This is a genomic window from Pseudomonas sp. S3E12, assembly GCF_001702295.1.
Lineage (GTDB): Bacteria > Pseudomonadota > Gammaproteobacteria > Pseudomonadales > Pseudomonadaceae > Aquipseudomonas > Aquipseudomonas marginalis.
In genome coordinates, this window is sequence record NZ_MBDT01000021.1 from 190,955 (window position 1) to 208,397 (window position 17,443).

Below are 17,443 nucleotides of genomic sequence, written 5' to 3' on the forward strand. Positions count from 1 at the left end.
TCGCGATGTCGGTGTCCCACACACAGCTCAAAGCGTTCCACGCCGTCGCCATCCACGGCAGTTTCACCCAGGCCGCCGAACGGTTGTTCCTGACGCAACCGGCGATTTCCGACCAGGTGCGCAAACTCGAAGAGCGCTTCGGCGTGCTGTTGTTTCATCGCAACAAGCGCTCGGTGCGCCTGACCGACCTGGGCGAACGCCTGCTGAGCATCACCCAGCGCCTGTTTGTGATCGAAGCCGAAGCCGAGGAACTGTTGCAGGACTCCCGCGCATTGCTTACCGGCACCCTCACCCTCGCCGTGGATGCCCCGGTGCATGTGCTGCCGCAGATCGCGCGCTTTTGCCAGCTGTACCCGGGGATCAGCGTGAAGATCGAAACCGGCAACACCGATGAATCGCTGTCTCGCCTGTACAACTACCAGGCCGACCTGGCCTTGCTGGGCCGCGACGTCGACGATGAGCGCCTGCTGTCGCTGCCGTTGCCCGACGACCAATTGCTCGCCTTTGTCGCACGCAACCACCCCTGGGCCGGGCGCGCGTCCATCTGCCTGGCCGACCTGGACGACACGCCGCTGGTGTTGCGCGAAATCGGCTCGGTCACCCGCCAGACCCTGGAGCAGGAAATGAGCCAGGCAGGCTTGCGCATTCGCCCGGCGATCCAGGTGGAGGGCCGCGAGGCCGCCCGTGAAGCGGTGGTGGTGGGCATCGGCGTGGGCGTGGTCTCGGCGGCGGAGTTCGGCGCCGACTCGCGGGTATACGCCATGCCGATCCGCGATTGCAGCCAGCGCATGAAAGAAACCCTGGTGTGCCTCAAGGAACAGAGTTCACGCCGGGTGGTGGCGACGTTCCTGGAGATCGTACGCGACAGCCTTCAGCCCGGCGCCAACTCGAAAACCGCCTGAATCAGGCGCAACGAGCGGCGCCGCTCCATGCAACCGAGCAGGTGCCGGTTGACCAGCCCCTCGCCCTGAATCGGCACCGCCTGCACCCGTGGGTCGGGGCTGACTTCCATGGACGAGACCACGCCCACCCCCAGCTCAGCGGCGACGGCTTCGGTCACCGCCTCGCGGCTGTCCAGCTCCAGCAGCACCTTGGGCTGCACATTCGCGGCCATGCAGGCCTCATCGAAGGTACGCCGGGTGATGGAACTGGGCTCGCGCAGCACCATGATCACCTCGTTGAGTTGCTCAAGGCGAATACCCTCGGGTTGCTGCGCCCACGCATGGCTGGCCGGCACCAATGCGCACATCCGCGACTCGCTCAACGGTTGCAGGTGCAGACCGTTGCGCGGTTCCACTTCGGTGAGTACCGCCACATCCGCATGCTCGGACAACAGCGCGGCAAGGGTTTCCTGGGCATTGCCCAGGCGCAGGTTGACGGTAATCCCGGGGTAGCGCGCGCGCAGGCTGGCAATCATCGGCATCACCAGGTGCGGGCCGTCCGCCGCGACTTCCAGGCGCCCGCTCAGCAGTTGGCGGTTGGCCTCCAGCATCGTCTGGGCTTCGTCCACCAGGCCAAAGATCGCTCGTGTGATCGCCGCCAGCCGCGCGCCCTCTTCGGTCAACTCCACCCGCCGTGCGGTGCGGCGCAGCAAAGGGATCTGGTAGTGCTCCTCCAGGGCCTTGATATGCCCGGTCACCGCCGGTTGGCTGATGAACAGCCGCGCGGCAGCACGGGTAAAACTGCCCTCACGGGCCACGGCGTCGAACGCGCGCAGTTGGAACAGGTTCATGGCTATCGGCCTCACTGATAGCTCGCATAACAACAAACAATTTGATTGATGACAAGCCAAACTGCAATTTAGGCGCCGTAGCTTCACCCCCCGATGCCTTGCGAGGACTTGAGATGACCACTGCCGCGCCGATCCTGCTGACCCCCGGCCCCCTGACCACATCGAACCGCACCCGCCGGGCCATGATGGTGGACTGGGGTTCATGGGATGACCGCTTCAACCAACTCACCGCCAGCGTCTGCGCGCAATTGCTGGCGATCCTCCACGGCGAAGGCAGCCACCATTGCGTGCCGTTGCAAGGCAGCGGCACCTTTGCGGTCGAGGCCGCCATCGGCACCCTGGTACCGCGTGACGGCAAGGTGCTGGTGCTGATCAACGGCGCCTACGGCAAGCGCCTGGCCAGGATCTGCGAAGTGCTCGGCCGTGATGTCAGCACCTTTGAGACCGCCGAAGACCAGCCCACCACCGCGGCCGATGTGGACCGCCTGCTGGCGGCAGACAGCGCCATCACCCACGTTGCGTTGATCCACTGCGAAACCAGCACCGGCATTCTCAACCCGCTGCCGCAGATCGCCGAGGTCGTCAAACACCACGGCAAGCGCCTGATCATCGACGCCATGAGCTCCTTCGGTGCGCTGCCGATCGATGCCCGCGAAGTGCCGTTCGACGCACTGATCGCCGCCTCCGGCAAGTGCCTGGAAGGCGTGCCGGGCATGGGCTTCGTCTTCGCGAACAAACAGGCGCTGGCCGCCGCCCAGGGCAACTGCCATTCCCTGGCGATGGACCTGTTCGACCAGCACAGCTACATGACCAAGACCGGCCAATGGCGCTTTACCCCGCCGACCCATGTGGTCGCCGCCCTGCACGAAGCGCTGCTGCAATACCAGGAAGAAGGCGGCCTGCCCGCGCGCCACCGACGCTATGCCGACAACTGCCAGGCATTGCTCGACGGCATGGCCGCACTGGGCCTGCGCAGCTTCCTGCCGGCGGCGATCCAGGCCCCGATCATCGTGACCTTTCACGCACCGCAGGACCCGCGCTACCAGTTCAAGGACTTCTACGAACGGGTCAAGGCCAAGGGTTTCATTCTGTACCCCGGCAAATTGACCCAGGTGGAGACGTTCCGCGTGGGCTGCATCGGCCATGTCGATGCGCAAGGGATGCGCGCAGCGGTCAAGGCGATCGCCGAGGTGCTGGAAGAAATGGAAGTGTCGGACATCTGATTGCCCCTTACCCACAGGATCTGAACCATGAACTATCAAAACCCCAACACCCTCCAGGCCGTCATCCTCGACTGGGCCGGCACCGTGGTCGACTTCGGCTCTTTCGCCCCCACGCAGATTTTCGTCGAGGCCTTCGCCGAATTCGATGTGCAGGTTTCCATCGAAGAAGCCCGTGGCCCGATGGGCATGGGCAAGTGGGACCATATCCGCACCCTGTGCGACCAGCCGCAAGTCGCCGAGCGCTACCGCCAGGCGTTCGGCCGCACGCCCACCGATGACGACGTGACCGCCATCTACCAGCGCTTCATGCCGTTGCAGATCGAGAAAATCGCCGAGCACTCGGCGCTGATCCCCGGTGCCCTCGAGACCATCGGCCAGCTGCGCGGGCAAGGCATCAAGATCGGCTCCTGCTCGGGCTATCCCAAGCAAGTCATGGATAAAGTGGTCGCCCTGGCCGCCACCAACGGCTACGTCGCCGACCACGTGGTCGCCACCGACGAAGTGCCCAACGGCCGCCCATGGCCAGCCCAGGCACTCGCCAACGTGATCGCCCTGGGCATCGACGATGTGGCGGCGTGCGTCAAGGTCGACGACACCGTGCCGGGTATCCTCGAAGGCCGTCGCGCCGGGATGTGGACCGTGGCCCTGACCTGCTCCGGCAACGCCCTGGGCCTGACCTACGCGCAGTTTCGCGCCCTCGACGCCGCGACGCTGGCCAGCGAACGCACTCGTATCGAAGCGATGTTCGCAGGCTCGCGCCCCCATTACCTGATCGACACCATTACCGACCTGCCGGCCGTCATCGCCGACATCAACCAGCGCCTGGCCCGTGGCGAAATGCCGCAAACCAACTGATAGAGGTCAAGACAACGACATCGCACCGGGCAAACCGCGCAAAACAGGCTTACAGTAAAAGGACTTCGTCGCCAAAGAACGAAGGTTCGCCCTGATGAGTGAGGAACCCAGCGATGCCGTGGAAAAATTCCGATACGCGCTACAGCACCATGTCGATTGCGCTGCACTGGTTGATGGTGGTGCTACTGGCGGTGGTCTACGCCTGCATTGAGTTACGCGGACAGTTCCCCAAAGGCAGCGGTGCACGCACGTTGATCGTCGAGATGCACTTCATGTTCGGCCTCACCGTGTTTGTACTGGTGTGGCTGCGCCTGTTCGCGCGCAGCCTGGGGGTTGCCCCCAAGATCGTCCCCGCCCCGCCACAATGGCAAAGCCTGCTGGCCACGCTGATGCACTTCGCGCTGTACGCCTTGATGATCGGCATGCCGATTGCCGGTTGGCTGATCGTCAGTGCCGAGGGGCATTCGGTGATGTTCTATGGGATCGAGCTGCCGCCGCTGATCGCCGAAAACAAGGCGCTGGCCAAAGAGATTGAAGGCTGGCATGTGTGGTTCGGCAAGGTCGGTTACTGGCTGATCGGGCTGCATGCGGTGGCGGGGATCTTTCATCATTATGTGATGCGTGATAACACGGCGTTGCGGATGATGCCGGGCAGGCGTGGCGGGTCCTTCACCCAGTCGACTGACTGATCCTTTAGCAAATAGCCAAAGCCCGCAGGGTCTTCCATGCGGGCTGCGGAGGCGTCTCGGTCTATAACAAAGCAATTGACTCACGGCTGACGGCGCGTGCCTGTTCGTCCTTGTCCAGAATATCCTCCAGTGAATCAAGCGTTGTTGCGGTAACGCGCTGCAAGGTATGGCGAATAACCCTTTCGATATCCGTAAAACGAATGCGTGAAGACAAAAAGGCGTCCACCGCTACTTCATTGGAAGCATTTAATATAACGCTGGCCTCTGGATGCTCATTAATCACCGCCATTGCCAACTCAAGACAGGGAAACCGTTGCAGATCAGGCTCTTCAAACGTCAACCCGGATAATTGGGTCAAATCCAACGAGGGCACGCCAGACAGCACGCGATGGGGATAGCCCAATGCATGGGCAATGGGAGTGCGCATATCCGGGCGACCCAACTGAGCCAACACGGACTGATCTCGAAATACCACCATGGAGTGAACGATACTCTGGGGGTGTATCAAGGCTTCTATGCGGGATGGCGCAATGTCAAACAGCCAACGAGCCTCAATGATCTCCAGGCCTTTGTTAATCATCGTCGCCGAATCAACGGAAATCTTACGGCCCATCACCCAATTGGGATGCGCACAGGCTTCTTTTGGCGTGACGTCCTTCAGAGAGGCAACGGAGCGCGTCCTGAACGGGCCTCCCGACGCCGTGAGGATCAAACGATCCACCCCGACCAGGCCATCACGGCTGCCTTGCAGGCATTGGAAAATTGCATTGTGTTCGCTGTCGATTGGCAAGATAAGCGCGCCTGACTCACGGGACGTGTCCATGAACAATGCGCCTGACATAACCAGCGCTTCCTTGTTCGCCAGCAGTATTTTTTTACCGGCCCTGGCCGCACTCAATGTGGGCAGGAGCCCGGCCGCCCCGACAATCGCAGCGACCACCGTATCGCACTCTCCGGCGCTGGCGGCACATAAGGCGTCCAGGCCACATCCGACCTCTGTGGGCAATTGCGCCGCTTGAAGATGGGCCTGAAGCTCAATGGCGTGATGCGGCTCACTGACAATTGCCAGCGCGGGCTTATACCTCAAACACTGCTTAAACAACTTTTCGATATTGCGATGCGCACTTAACGCATACACGACAAATGCATCCGGATTACCTGCGACTACCGCTAAAGTACTGTCGCCAATGGCCCCGGTAGAACCGAGAATACAAAGGCGCTGCAACATAGCTCCACCCTCTAGTCTCTTTACACGCAAAACTCACCCTTTCGATTTTGGCACCTGCACCTTAACCGCCTATAAAATTTAGCTATATATTTTCATATAAAAAACAATAAACCCGTCACTCAACGCGCACAACACCATATATAACAACTCGCAATTACTTAAGAAAAACACAGCAAATCCATTCTAAAAAAACGCTTGAAAAGTAAAACCCCACCCACTAAGTTTCGCCCTACCCGTGTACCTGTCTGCTGTTCACTACATTATCTTTCCCGCCGTAACCCTGTAGCGAAGACACAATGGATGGAGCCTTCGTTATGAGCGAGTTACTGATTCTGGTCGATCGACACGACCGTAAAAAAGGCTGTGCCCCCAAATTGGAGGCCCATCGCACAGGCCAGTTGCATCGAGCGTTTTCGGTGTTCATCTTCGATGACGCAGGCCGTTTGTTGCTGCAACAACGGGCATTCGGCAAATACCACTCTCAAGGCTTGTGGACCAACACCTGCTGCGGTCACCCCCGCCCCGGCGAACGGACCAAGACGGCGGCAGAACGCCGCCTGCGGGAAGAGATGGGAATAACCTGCTCCCTGCGCAAAGTCTCCACCCTGCTTTATCGCGAGCCGGTTTCAAACCAGCTCATTGAGCATGAGTTCGATCACATCTTCGTTGGCGTCAACCCTGGCGATCCAATTGCCAATCCCAACGAAGCCCATGCGTGGCAATGGACGACGCTTGCACAGATCCATGCACGCATCAACGCCGCTCCCGGCACCTTCACTGTCTGGTTCCAACGGATATTCGAGTCCATTGGACTGGCGGGCATGCACGCCTGGAAAGAGCTGGCGCCCGCCAATCGTTAGGGCTAACTGGCGCCAACCGGAGTGTTCACCATGTTCGAACTACTCAATACCATCGACATACCCGAAGATTTACGGGCGCTGCACCCCAATGCGCTTGGGCCTCTGGCCGATGAGCTGCGGGCCTTCATACTGCATAGCGTTGCAAAGACCGGCGGCCATCTGTCCGCGAATCTGGGCACCGTCGAATTGAGCATCGCCTTGCATTATGTGTTCGACACCCCCACGGACCGGCTTGTATGGGATGTGGGGCATCAGGCCTACGCGCATAAAATCCTCACCGGTCGCCGTGAAGCCATGGCCGGCATCCGTCAGTCGGGTGGCATCTCGGGGTTCCCGAGGCGCAGCGAATCGCGCTATGACGCCTTTGGCACCGCACATTCCAGCACTTCGATTTCGGCGACCCTGGGCATGGCATTGGCCGCCCACCTCAAAGGTGAGCCTCACCACTGCATTGCAGTGATCGGCGATGGCGCCCTGTCAGGCGGCATGGCGTTCGAAGCCATGAACAATGCCGGGCTGTACAGGGAATTGCCGTTACTGGTGATCCTCAATGACAACGCCATGTCGATTTCACCTGCCGTCGGCGCCCTGTGTTCTCACCTGGGCCAACTCCGGTTCAACCGCTGCGCCATCAAGCTCGAAGGGCTCGCTGCTCCGGCACCGATGTTCGAGGCGCTGGGATTCCAGTATCACGGTCCCATCAACGGGCATGATCTGGACGAATTGCTGCCCGCCCTGTCAGCCATGCGTAACCTGCGCGGGCCGCAACTGCTGCATATCATCACGGAAAAGGGCCACGGCTATTCACCGGCCGCCACTGACCCGGTGCTCTATCACGGCCCCGGAAAGTTCGAACCGGCTCAAGGCATCCTTCCCGGCACGCCAGGCAGCCCCACCTATACACAGGTATTTGGCCAATGGCTGTGTGACGAGGCGCAAAACGATCCGCGCGTCGTCGCCATTACTCCCGCCATGCGCGAAGGTTCGGGGCTGGTTGAATTTGAACGACGTTTCCCGGATCGCTACTTCGATGTCGGCATCGCCGAGCAACACGCCCTGACCTTCGCCGCCGGGCTTGCTGCCGAAGGCATGAAGCCAGTAGTCGCGATCTACTCGACCTTCCTGCAACGCGCCTATGACCAGTTGATTCACGACATCGCCATTCAAAATCTGCCGGTGGTATTCGCCATCGACCGGGCAGGTATCGTCGGTGCCGACGGCGCCACCCACAACGGGGCCTTTGATATTGCTTATCTGCGCTGTGTGCCCAACCTGACGATCATGGCGCCTGCCGATGAAAATGAATGTCGACAGATGTTGCATACCGCGTTGCTCCTGAAGGGGCCGAGTGCTGTGCGCTATCCACGAGGAACAGGTTGCGGTGCGACTGCGGCAATAGCACTGCAGACAGTGCCGGTGGGGAAAGGTGAGATCCGCAGAACATCCACTCAACCAGAGGGGTACCGCATCGCTTTCCTGACGTTCGGCTCACTGTTGTCGCCGGCTCTTGAAGCCGCCGATACGTTCGATGCGACGGTGGCCAACATGCGTTTTATCAAGCCCATTGACACTGACCTGATTAAACGCCTGGCGTTTACCCATGACTGGCTTGTAACCCTTGAAGAAGGTTGCGTGACAGGGGGGGCCGGCTCGGCGTGTATTGAGCAATGGGTGAGCGCGGGCCACTCACCCCCCGTGCTGCAATTAGGGCTCCACGATCACTTCATCGAGCATGGCCCCCCCGAAAAAGTGCTTGGCCTATGCGGACTGGATACGCCCGGAATCATCCATGCGGTAGAGGCGTTTCTGAAGCCGCACGGAATAGCGTTTTCCAACAACCGCGCGATAACAGGCCACGTTTCAGTCTTGGCAACAGCCTGAACGCCTGCCCCAAGGAGGCACCCTGTGAACAAGCACACAGCAAGTACCCTAGCCGAGGCTGAGCGCCCTTATAAAATCATACGGGGCCCCAGTATCAATCCCTATCAAGAGCGAGTCGTACGCGCCTATGGCGACAGTCCTGATGATTGGCGCAAGGCGATTGGCAATGCCTTGTGGTTCCAGTTTGGCGTCTACGATGACACATGTTCCGCGCCACCTCTTACGCTTGATGAGTCAGGCAAACGGTACTTCGAAAGACAATTGAAACTGGCCGGCCTTGCACCAACTGAAAAACCGACTATCAACCGTATTCTCGATGTTGGCTGCGGCTGGGGTACCGCTTTGAGGTATATGGCTGAACACTTCCCCGATTGCCAGCACTTGGACGGCGTCAATATCAGCGGGCGCCAGCTGCAGCACAGTGCCAAACTGCATATAAAACAGGGATTATCCAAGCGTATTCATTTATATCAATGCAACGCACATGACATCGATTTATTACCCGATTTGGATAGCCTCTATGACGTGGTGATTATGCGTGGTGTTATCTCTCACTTCCCCAATGATTTATACGAAACCGTCATGAAAAAGTTATGGCAGCGCATGGCCACGGGCGGCACGATCATTATTTCCGACAACCTCTACAACGTAGCATTGGATAAATATACCTCTGACATACCTGATCTGGTTGACAGGCTCGCCTGCCAACACCGCAAAACAGCTGATTATTTTTCGAGCGTACTGGAGCGCAGCAAATTCACCATCCAGGACATACGCGTACTGCCCAGCAATGCTGACGCCGTACATTGGCTGCTCGATATAAAGTCAAATATCGAACAGCACTTTCCGAACGGAATCACCGGTGCGCTGGAAGAGCTACACGTGATGTGCGAGAGCCTGGCGGTTGCCCTCGTCAAAAACAAACTTTCAATCTATAGCACGATCGCAAAGCGGTTCTAGTACAGCCATATCACCCAACAACGGCTATAGAGGAGTGAATCATGCAGCGCTCGCCCAACTTCGTATCCCACTTAGCCAACCTCCCGAAACTGGGAGACACCCTTTATCACCCTGACTTCAACTTAACCCTCAAGCCTATGTGGCATCCGGCTCATGCGGAAACGGATAGGCTGGTCGCCCTCACAGATAGCCCCTATATGCTGGCCCACTACGGTAGCCAGAAAGCCGTTGACCACTATTTATCTATGGAAATGACGGCCTATGGCGGTCTCGCGTACCCGCATACTAAAAACGACAGGATCTATAATCTGGAAAGAATGATGAGTATCACCACACTCATCGACGACACGACCACACGGCCTGAAATCCTTGGTAACCATGCACTGCAAGCTGAACTTCGCCAACATTACTTCGACGCAATTGCCGGCATTAAGCCTCCCGCAAAATTTCCTATCGCTCAACTGCTGTATGAGGGGCTGATCCCCATCAAGAAACAGCTGTTATCCAAACCACAAGTATGGAAACGCATGGAGGACTCGCTCAATACCCTCATTAGCCGACAGACCCACTCGCTGGCGTTAGAGATGAACACACTCACCTTCGAACGTTATCTGGAACTACGACGCGTTGATAATTATGGTGAGTGGGCAGCGATGATGACTGAATATGCTATCGACGTAGACATGACCGAAGCATTGGCAATCGATGAATCACTCGTTACGGTAAGAACAGCCGCTATCGACTCGATCACACTGGTGAACGACCCCTATTCGTTCCGCAAAGAATTACACATCACGGACTCTGTCAATTCCGTCTGGTTGTTCATGCACCTTGAGGGGCTCACGCTTCAGCAAGCGATCGACAAACTGGCTGGCATTGTTCAGGACAATGAGAAGAAACTCATTGCAGCTCGCGACAAGGTGCTTGCCGGGCCGCTCGGCAATCGCAGCGACGTACGAGAATACCTCACGGAACTGGAGCATCTGGCCTCGGGCAATGCTGAGTTCCATGCAGTCAGCACGCGTTACCACGGGAGCGATTTCAAAGGAAAACGATTTATCTGCGGGCAAGTGACCATCAGGCCGCTTCCCTCTACCGATGAAATCGCCGCTGCAGATATTGCAGAACAACAGGCCAATCGTACGAAACAGTGACGTCAATGCTTGGGCGGGAAAGTTGGGCTCCGCCGGAAGCGGATCGACTCGCTGCGGGCAGCGCCCCATTGTCCACGCCTTGTAACCCACTGGTGACCAAGGTGCACAATCACGGCCTTCAATACGCCGCCCAGGGCAACCCGCAGATCGTCGGTCCCGATACCCGGGACATCTGTTATGCCGTACAGAATCGCCAGAGGAGCCGAATCGATGAACAGTGCACGCCCCCGACGCCGCACTACACAAGTCACTGTAGGCCCGGTGACACTCGGCAGCGATAATCCGATCGTCGTGCAAGCCATGACCAATACCGACACCGCAGACGCCCAAGCTACAGCGCGTCAGGTCGAGAACCTGGCGTTGGCCGGTGCCGAAATGGTGCGGATCACGGTCAACAGTCATGACGCCGCCGCTCAGGTAGCAAACATTCGAGAGCTGCTAGACCGCCGCAACGTCAGCGTACCGCTGGTGGGTGACTTCCACTTCAATGGTCATCGCCTGCTCGCAGCCTACCCTGAATGCGCCGAGGCGTTGGGCAAGTACCGAATCAACCCAGGCAATGTCGGCAAAGGCGCCAAGCGCGACGAGCAGTTTTGCCAGATGATCGAGATCGCCTGCCGCTACGACAAACCTGTAAGGATCGGGGTCAACTGGGGCAGTCTCGATCCCGACTTGCTGGCGCGCATGATGGACACCAATGCGGCGCTCGCCCAACCCCAGAACGCCGGCGCGGTGATGCGCGAGGCTTTGGTGGAATCGGCATTGGAAAGCGCCCGGCGCGCGATTGAAGTCGGCCTGCCGGCAAATCACATCGTGTTGTCGGCCAAGGTCAGTCAGGTGCAGGACTTGATCACGGTGTATCGCGACCTGGCCGGCCGCTGCGAGTTTCCGCTGCATCTGGGGCTGACCGAAGCAGGCATGGGCTCCAAGGGTATCGTCGCCTCTTCCACCGCATTGGCGGTACTGTTGCAGGAGGGTATCGGGGACACACTGCGCATATCCCTTACCCCAGAACCCAACGGTGAGCGCACACGGGAAGTGCTGGTTGCACAACACATCCTGCAGGCCATGGGCTTGCGGGCGTTCACTCCGACGGTAGTCGCATGCCCTGGCTGCGGGCGTACAACGAGCAGCTTCTTTCAGACGCTGGCGCAAGACATCGAGGGCTTTATTCTGACTCGAATGCCGGACTGGAAAGCCCGGTTTCCCGGCGCGGAGCACCTGCATGTCGCCGTCATGGGGTGTGTTGTGAATGGGCCAGGCGAGAGCCGCCTCGCCGACATCGGCATCTCGCTTCCGGGCGCAGGGGAACACCCCAGCGCCCCGGTCTATATCGACGGCGAGCGGGTAGCGACGCTAAAGGGCAACAGCATTGCCGCGGAATTCACTCACCTCCTTGAGGTGTATGTCGCGACACGATACGGTGAGAATCCCCAAGACAGATCCAAACTGCTGGAGCTGTTGAGGCCATCCGATTTGATCAAGCACGATTAAAAACCTCGGCGGCCCTGCAAGCCGCCGGTATGCACGAAGATCAGGCGAGTGCCGGGCACGAAACGCCCGGCCTCGATCTGCTGCTTCAACGCCAGCAGCGCCTTGCCGGTATAGAGCGGCTCCAGCGGTACACCGCAGGCCTGTTCGGTGGTGTCGATAAACTCGAGCAACAGCGAATCAACCTTTCCAAAGCCACCCCGGCTGGCGTCCAGCAATTCATAACCGCCCTGCACCAGGGCACTCACGTTCTGCGCCACGCCATGATCATCCGGTACCGCCATGGCGCCATACACCGGATGTGCGCCCGCCTCTGCCAGGACCAAACCCGCCAACGTCGTACCGGTACCTGTCGCCAACCACCATGCGTCGTAATCGGCCCAGCCCACGGTGTTCAGTTGCCGGCGTGCCTGCTCGACCAAGACCCCGCAACCCAATGCCCCGGCCATCCCGCCGCCGCCTTCGGGCACGGGGTAAAAATCGGGATAGTGCGCGCGCCACGGCAGCCAGAAATCCTCCGCGTGGCGCGCGCGGTAGCCGGCATAGCCCAGCCAATGCAACTGCATGCCAAAAGCTTTCAGGTCGAGGACGGTGGGGGTGTCTTGAGGGTGACCACGCAACAGGCCGACAGTGGGGAAACCAAAACGCTTGCCCGCCGCTGCCAGCGCATGCAGATGGTTGGAGTACGCCCCGCCAAGGCTGATGACGCCGCTGGCACCGGCCTGTCGTGCCTGGGCCAAATGTTCGGTGAGCTTGAACCACTTGTTGCCGCTGATCAGCGGGTCGATGCGGTCCAGGCGCAGCACGGCCAGTTCGACGCCATTGAGCCAATCGAGCCGCATGGCTTCAAGGGGCGCGTGGGGAAGCCAGTCAAAGGGACCCATCGGGCGGCATCTGCATGGAAAAAGAGGCGGTAGTCTAACACCGCCCCTTGCGTCGTCTTACAGCTCGGCGGCGAGGCGCGAGCCTTGGTTGATCGCGCGCTTGGCATCCAGCTCGGCCGCCACATCGGCGCCGCCGATCAGGTGCACGTTCTGCCCGGCGGCGACCAGGCCGTCCTGCAACTCGCGCAGCGGGTCTTGCCCGGCGCAGATGACGATGTTGTCCACGGCCAGCAGCTGCGGCTCACCTTCGGCACCGATGCGGATATGCAGGCCCTCATCGTCGATCTTCAGGTACTCGACGCTGTTGAGCATCTGCACGCGCTTGTTCTTCAAGCCGGTACGGTGGATCCAGCCGGTGGTCTTGCCCAGGCCGTCGCCGACCTTCGAAGCCTTGCGTTGCAACAGGAACACTTCACGGGCCGGGGCATGGGGCTGAGGCTTGATCCCGGCCACGCCGCCACGGGCTTGCAACTGGGTGTCGATGCCCCACTCCTTCCAGAACGCTTCGCGGTCGAGGCTGGTAGACACGCCTTCATGCACGAGGAATTCCGACACGTCAAAACCAATGCCGCCGGCGCCGATCACCGCGACGCGCTTGCCCACCGGCTTGCGCTCGAGGATCACGTCCAGGTAGCTCAGCACCTTGGGGTTTTCAACGCCCGGAATCGCCGGCGTGCGCGGCGCAATGCCGGTGGCCAGGATGATCTCGTCGTAACCGCCCGCCACCAGTTGTGCGGTGTCGACCCGGGTGTTGAGGCACAGCTCGACGTGGGTGGTCTGCAACTTGCGATTGAAGTAGCGCAGGGTCTCGAAAAACTCTTCTTTGCCCGGTACGCGCTTGGCGATATTGAATTGGCCACCGATCTCGCTGGCCGAGTCGAACAGTGTCACCTGGTGGCCGCGCTCAGCCGCCACGGTGGCGGCGGCCAGGCCTGCGGGGCCGGCACCGACCACGGCGATTTTCTTGATCTGCTTGACCGGCAGGTAGTTGAGTTCGGTCTCGTAGCACGCGCGTGGGTTGACCAGGCAGGTGGTCAACTTGCCGCCAAAGGTGTGGTCCAGGCAGGCCTGGTTGCAGCCGATGCAGGTGTTGATTTCATCGGCGCGGCCGGCAGCGGCCTTGTTGACGAACTCCGGGTCGGCGAGGAACGGCCGCGCCATCGAGACCATGTCGGCATCGCCTTCGGCGAGGATCTGCTCGGCGATTTCCGGGGTGTTGATGCGGTTGGTGGTGATCAACGGGATCCGCACCGCACCGCGCAATTTGGCCGTGACTTTGCTGAACGCGCCACGGGGTACTTTGGTGGCGATGGTCGGGATACGCGCTTCGTGCCAACCGATGCCGGTGTTGATGATGGTCGCTCCGGCCTGCTCGATGGCCTTGGCCAACTGCACGATTTCTTCCCAGGTGCTGCCGCCTTCCACCAGGTCGAGCATCGACAGGCGGAAGATAATGATGAAGTTCGGGCCAACGGCTTCGCGCACCCGGCGCACGATTTCCACCGCCAGGCGCATGCGGTTTTCGTAGCTGCCGCCCCAACGGTCGGTGCGGTGGTTGGTGTGGGCGGCGAGGAACTGGTTGATGAAGTAACCTTCGGAGCCCATGATTTCCACGCCGTCGTACTCGGCGACCTGGGCCAGCAGCGAGCAGGTGACGAAATCCTGGATCTGCTTCTCGATGCCCTCCTCGTCCAGCTCCTTGGGCTTGAACGGGTTGATCGGCGCCTGGATCGCACTCGGCGCGACCTGTTTGGGGCTGTAGGCATAACGGCCGGCGTGGAGGATCTGCATGCAGATCTTGCCGCCCGCCTCATGCACGGCCTGCGTGACGATCCTGTGCTTCTGCGCTTCCTCTTCGGTGGTGAGCTTGGCCGCGCCGGAATACACCCCGCCTTCATCATTCGGGCCAATGCCGCCGGTGACCATCAGGCCCACACCGCCACGGGCGCGCTCGGCAAAGTACGCCGCCATGCGCTCGAAACCACCGGGCTTTTCTTCCAGGCCCGTGTGCATCGAGCCCATCAGGGTGCGGTTGCGCAAGGTGGTAAAACCCAGGTCCAACGGGGCCAGCAGGTGCGGGTAGGCAGCAGCGGTCATGGTACAGCTCCACAACGGATCATCACGGGACGTGAGGGGCTCGAATGGCACCTCATCGGTTTATGTCCCACAGACTAAGAGGCGGTGGACGACGGCTCAATGACTGAAACTGACAAGTTATTGATCCAAATGCACAGCGCCCCTTGGCAAGCCGTTGCAGGGGCCCTACCCTAGTCGCGAACCCTGCACCCGGTCTGTTGTCTGTTGCCCCATGCGTAAACTTCTCGCTTTTACCGTCTCCATGGCCCTGGTTGCCGCCGTCGCCGCGTATCTGGTCTGGACCCAGGAGCGCCCCGTGGCGCATTACCTGTCGGACCTGCGCATCACCCTCGCCGTCAACGAAGGCCTGCCCGCCGATCGCGGCAACCTCCTGGGCATCCAGCCGGAGCTGTTTCCCGCCGATTACCAGAGCCTGGAACGTCTGCACCTGAAGCTCGCGGCCTACCTGCAAAAGGCCCGGGACCAGGGATTGATCAACGAAAAAACCATTGTGGTGCTGCCCGAACATATCGGCACCTGGCTGATGTTGACCGGCGAAAAAAACGAGGTGTACCAGGCGCTGCACGTGAAGGATGCGATGAACTGGCTGTCGGTCAGCAACCCGCTGCTGTTTGCCCGTGCCTGGATCAGCGCAACCGGCGATAACCGCACCGATGACGCCTACCTGCGCATGAAAGCCTCCGGCATGGCGCGGGACTATCAGGTGCTGTTCGGCGGCCTGGCCAAGGAGTTTGGCGTAACGCTGGTGGCCGGCTCCATCACGCTGCCGAACCCGAGTGTCAGCCAGGGCCAATTGCAGGTCGGCCATGGCGCCTTGTACAACGCCAGCGTGGTGTTCGCGGCGGACGGCTTGCCCCTCGGCGATCCCCAGCGCCAGCTTTATCCGATCTACGATGAACGCGGTTTTATCGAACCCGGTGACGAAAACATCGTCAGCGTGGTCGACACCCCGGCCGGGCGCCTCGGCGTGTTGGTCGGCAGTGACAGCTGGTACCCGGACAACTATCGCAAGCTCAACGAGCAAGGTGCGCAATTGATTGCGGTGCCGGCCTTTGTGCTCGGTCGCGATACCTGGGATCGACCATGGCGCGGCTTCAAGAGCGTGTCCACGCCGCCGGAAATCAGCCTCAAGCCTGAAGAGCTCAGCGAAGGTGAGGCTTGGCGACGCCTGACGCTGATCAGCCAGCAACCCGTCAGCCAGGCAACCGCGGGCATGAGCGTATTCCTGCGTGGGCAGTTCTGGGACCTGGGCACCGCCGGGCACAGCTTTCTCAGCAGCAACGGGCAGATCAGCGCCGACGGCGACGCCCGTGGCGCGCGCCTGCTGAATATCTGGCTGTAACCCCGTGAAGCCGGTGCGCCTGGGTGATTTGTCGGTGGGCTTCGTGCACACCCTGGCCGACGCGATCCACAGCCACGGCCTCGACCCGCAACCGCTGCTGCTGCAATACGGCCTCGACCCCGCGCGCCTCGCCGAAGCGGGTGCACGCTTGTCGATCCCCCGTTATATGCGCCTGGGCCATGCGGCCATCCAACTCACCGGCGACCCCGGCCTGGGCCTGCGCATGGGCCAGCTCAGCCGCCTGAGCCAGGCCGGGCTGGCCGGGGTCACCGCCGCCCAGGCGCCCAACGTACGTGAGGCGGCGCGCACCCTGACCCGCTTCGAGGCGCTGTACGGCTCCAACTATCGCGGGCAATCGAGTTTTCACGAGGACGCCGAAGGCGCCTGGCTACGGTTCTATTCCATCAGCCCCTATAACGCCTACAACCGCTTCGTGGTGGACTCGATCATCGCCGGCTGGCTGCAGCAACTGTCGAGCCTGGCCCAGCAACCGGTGCAGGCGCAGCGGATTGAAATCGAATTTGCAGCGCCGGACTACAGCGAACAGTACGCGGTGCTGGGCGATGGCCCGATCCAGTTCGGCGCCGACGCCAATCAACTGCGCCTGAGCCAGCAAACCCTGGCCCTGCGCAACCCGCAGCATTGTCCGAGTACCTGGCAGCTGTTGCTGCAACTGTGTGAACGGGAGCTGGAGCAGTTGACCCGCACCCGCAGCCTGCGCGAGCGCATTACCCGCTTGCTCGGGCCAATGCTCAATGGCGGCCGGGAACCCGACCTGGAAGAAGTGGCGGCGCGCTTGAAGCTGCCGACCTGGACACTGCGCCGCAAACTGGCCGAAGAAGGCACACAGTTTCGCGCGATTCTCAACGATACCCGCCGCGACCTGGCCATGACCTACATTCGCGATACGGAACTGGCATTCGGCGAAATCGCCTACTTGCTCGGTTTTGCCTCGGCCCAGGCGTTTCAACGGGCGTTCAGGCGATGGAACAACCAGACCCCAGGGGAATTTCGCCGCAGTCAGCGGCATTCCGCCTGAAGTCGGTC

15 protein-coding genes are annotated in these 17,443 nt (G+C 60.5%); 11 read left to right on the plus strand and 4 right to left on the minus strand.

The annotated features are described in order from the left end of the window. Nucleotides 1-5: 5 nt before the first annotated feature. Entirely contained in the window at nucleotides 6-902 is an 897-nt protein-coding gene (locus BB029_RS17525; RefSeq protein ID WP_065940130.1) for a LysR substrate-binding domain-containing protein, read from the plus strand. Here the strand turns inward: BB029_RS17525 and BB029_RS17530 are convergent. Next, on the minus strand, nucleotides 872-1,732 hold the full coding sequence (locus BB029_RS17530; RefSeq protein WP_065940131.1) for a LysR substrate-binding domain-containing protein: 861 nt from the start codon (nucleotides 1,730-1,732) through the stop codon (nucleotides 872-874). The two genes, BB029_RS17525 and BB029_RS17530, sit on opposite strands and share 31 nt — an antisense overlap. A 113-nt stretch (nucleotides 1,733-1,845) precedes the next feature. Here BB029_RS17530 and BB029_RS17535 point away from each other — a divergent pair, with 113 nt between their 5' ends. From BB029_RS17535 to BB029_RS17545, 3 genes are all read left to right on the plus strand, one after another. After that, entirely contained in the window at nucleotides 1,846-2,955 is a 1,110-nt protein-coding gene (locus BB029_RS17535) for a 2-aminoethylphosphonate--pyruvate transaminase (protein WP_065940132.1), read from the plus strand. Between the two features lie 27 nt (nucleotides 2,956-2,982). Next, nucleotides 2,983-3,810, plus strand: a complete 828-nt coding sequence (phnX, locus tag BB029_RS17540) for a phosphonoacetaldehyde hydrolase (protein ID WP_065940133.1) — start codon at nucleotides 2,983-2,985, stop codon at nucleotides 3,808-3,810. A gap of 113 nt (nucleotides 3,811-3,923) precedes the next feature. Beyond that, nucleotides 3,924-4,499, plus strand: coding sequence for a cytochrome b (locus BB029_RS17545; protein WP_065940134.1), 576 nt, complete (start codon nucleotides 3,924-3,926; stop codon nucleotides 4,497-4,499). 61 nt (nucleotides 4,500-4,560) lie between these two features. On the opposite strand, the gene ispC is transcribed toward BB029_RS17545, so the two are convergent. Continuing rightward, nucleotides 4,561-5,727, minus strand: a complete 1,167-nt coding sequence (ispC, locus tag BB029_RS17550) for a 1-deoxy-D-xylulose-5-phosphate reductoisomerase (RefSeq protein ID WP_065940135.1) — start codon at nucleotides 5,725-5,727, stop codon at nucleotides 4,561-4,563. Between the two features lie 314 nt (nucleotides 5,728-6,041). Between ispC and idi the strand changes: the two genes are divergently transcribed. The 5 genes from idi (at nucleotide 6,042) to ispG (ending at nucleotide 12,076) form a co-directional block, all read left to right on the plus strand. Then, nucleotides 6,042-6,587, plus strand: coding sequence for an isopentenyl-diphosphate Delta-isomerase (idi, locus tag BB029_RS17555; protein ID WP_065940136.1), 546 nt, complete (start codon nucleotides 6,042-6,044; stop codon nucleotides 6,585-6,587). Nucleotides 6,588-6,617: 30 nt separating this feature from the next. Next, entirely contained in the window at nucleotides 6,618-8,468 is a 1,851-nt protein-coding gene (gene dxs / locus BB029_RS17560; protein ID WP_065940137.1) for a 1-deoxy-D-xylulose-5-phosphate synthase, read from the plus strand. A 24-nt stretch (nucleotides 8,469-8,492) separates the two neighbouring features. Next, nucleotides 8,493-9,428, plus strand: a complete 936-nt coding sequence (locus BB029_RS17565; protein WP_065940138.1) for a cyclopropane-fatty-acyl-phospholipid synthase family protein — start codon at nucleotides 8,493-8,495, stop codon at nucleotides 9,426-9,428. Between the two features lie 41 nt (nucleotides 9,429-9,469). Beyond that, nucleotides 9,470-10,582, plus strand: a complete 1,113-nt coding sequence (locus tag BB029_RS17570; protein WP_065940139.1) for a terpene synthase family protein — start codon at nucleotides 9,470-9,472, stop codon at nucleotides 10,580-10,582. 210 nt (nucleotides 10,583-10,792) lie between these two features. After that, nucleotides 10,793-12,076, plus strand: coding sequence for a flavodoxin-dependent (E)-4-hydroxy-3-methylbut-2-enyl-diphosphate synthase (ispG, locus tag BB029_RS17575; protein WP_065940140.1), 1,284 nt, complete (start codon nucleotides 10,793-10,795; stop codon nucleotides 12,074-12,076). Here the strand turns inward: ispG and BB029_RS17580 are convergent. Both BB029_RS17580 and BB029_RS17585 read right to left on the minus strand, forming a co-directional pair. Continuing rightward, complete coding sequence (locus BB029_RS17580; protein ID WP_065940141.1) at nucleotides 12,073-12,957, minus strand: 1-aminocyclopropane-1-carboxylate deaminase/D-cysteine desulfhydrase; 885 nt, start codon at nucleotides 12,955-12,957, stop codon at nucleotides 12,073-12,075. The two genes, ispG and BB029_RS17580, sit on opposite strands and share 4 nt — an antisense overlap. 57 nt (nucleotides 12,958-13,014) lie before the next feature. Next, nucleotides 13,015-15,054 (minus strand): NADPH-dependent 2,4-dienoyl-CoA reductase, encoded by a 2,040-nt coding sequence (locus tag BB029_RS17585; protein WP_065940142.1) that lies wholly within the window; start codon nucleotides 15,052-15,054, stop codon nucleotides 13,015-13,017. A 211-nt stretch (nucleotides 15,055-15,265) separates the two neighbouring features. Here BB029_RS17585 and BB029_RS17590 point away from each other — a divergent pair, with 211 nt between their 5' ends. Beyond that, nucleotides 15,266-16,396 (plus strand): carbon-nitrogen hydrolase family protein, encoded by a 1,131-nt coding sequence (locus tag BB029_RS17590; protein ID WP_065940143.1) that lies wholly within the window; start codon nucleotides 15,266-15,268, stop codon nucleotides 16,394-16,396. 4 nt (nucleotides 16,397-16,400) lie between these two features. After that, complete coding sequence (locus BB029_RS17595) at nucleotides 16,401-17,435, plus strand: AraC family transcriptional regulator (RefSeq protein ID WP_065940144.1); 1,035 nt, start codon at nucleotides 16,401-16,403, stop codon at nucleotides 17,433-17,435. Nucleotides 17,436-17,443: the final 8 nt, after the last annotated feature.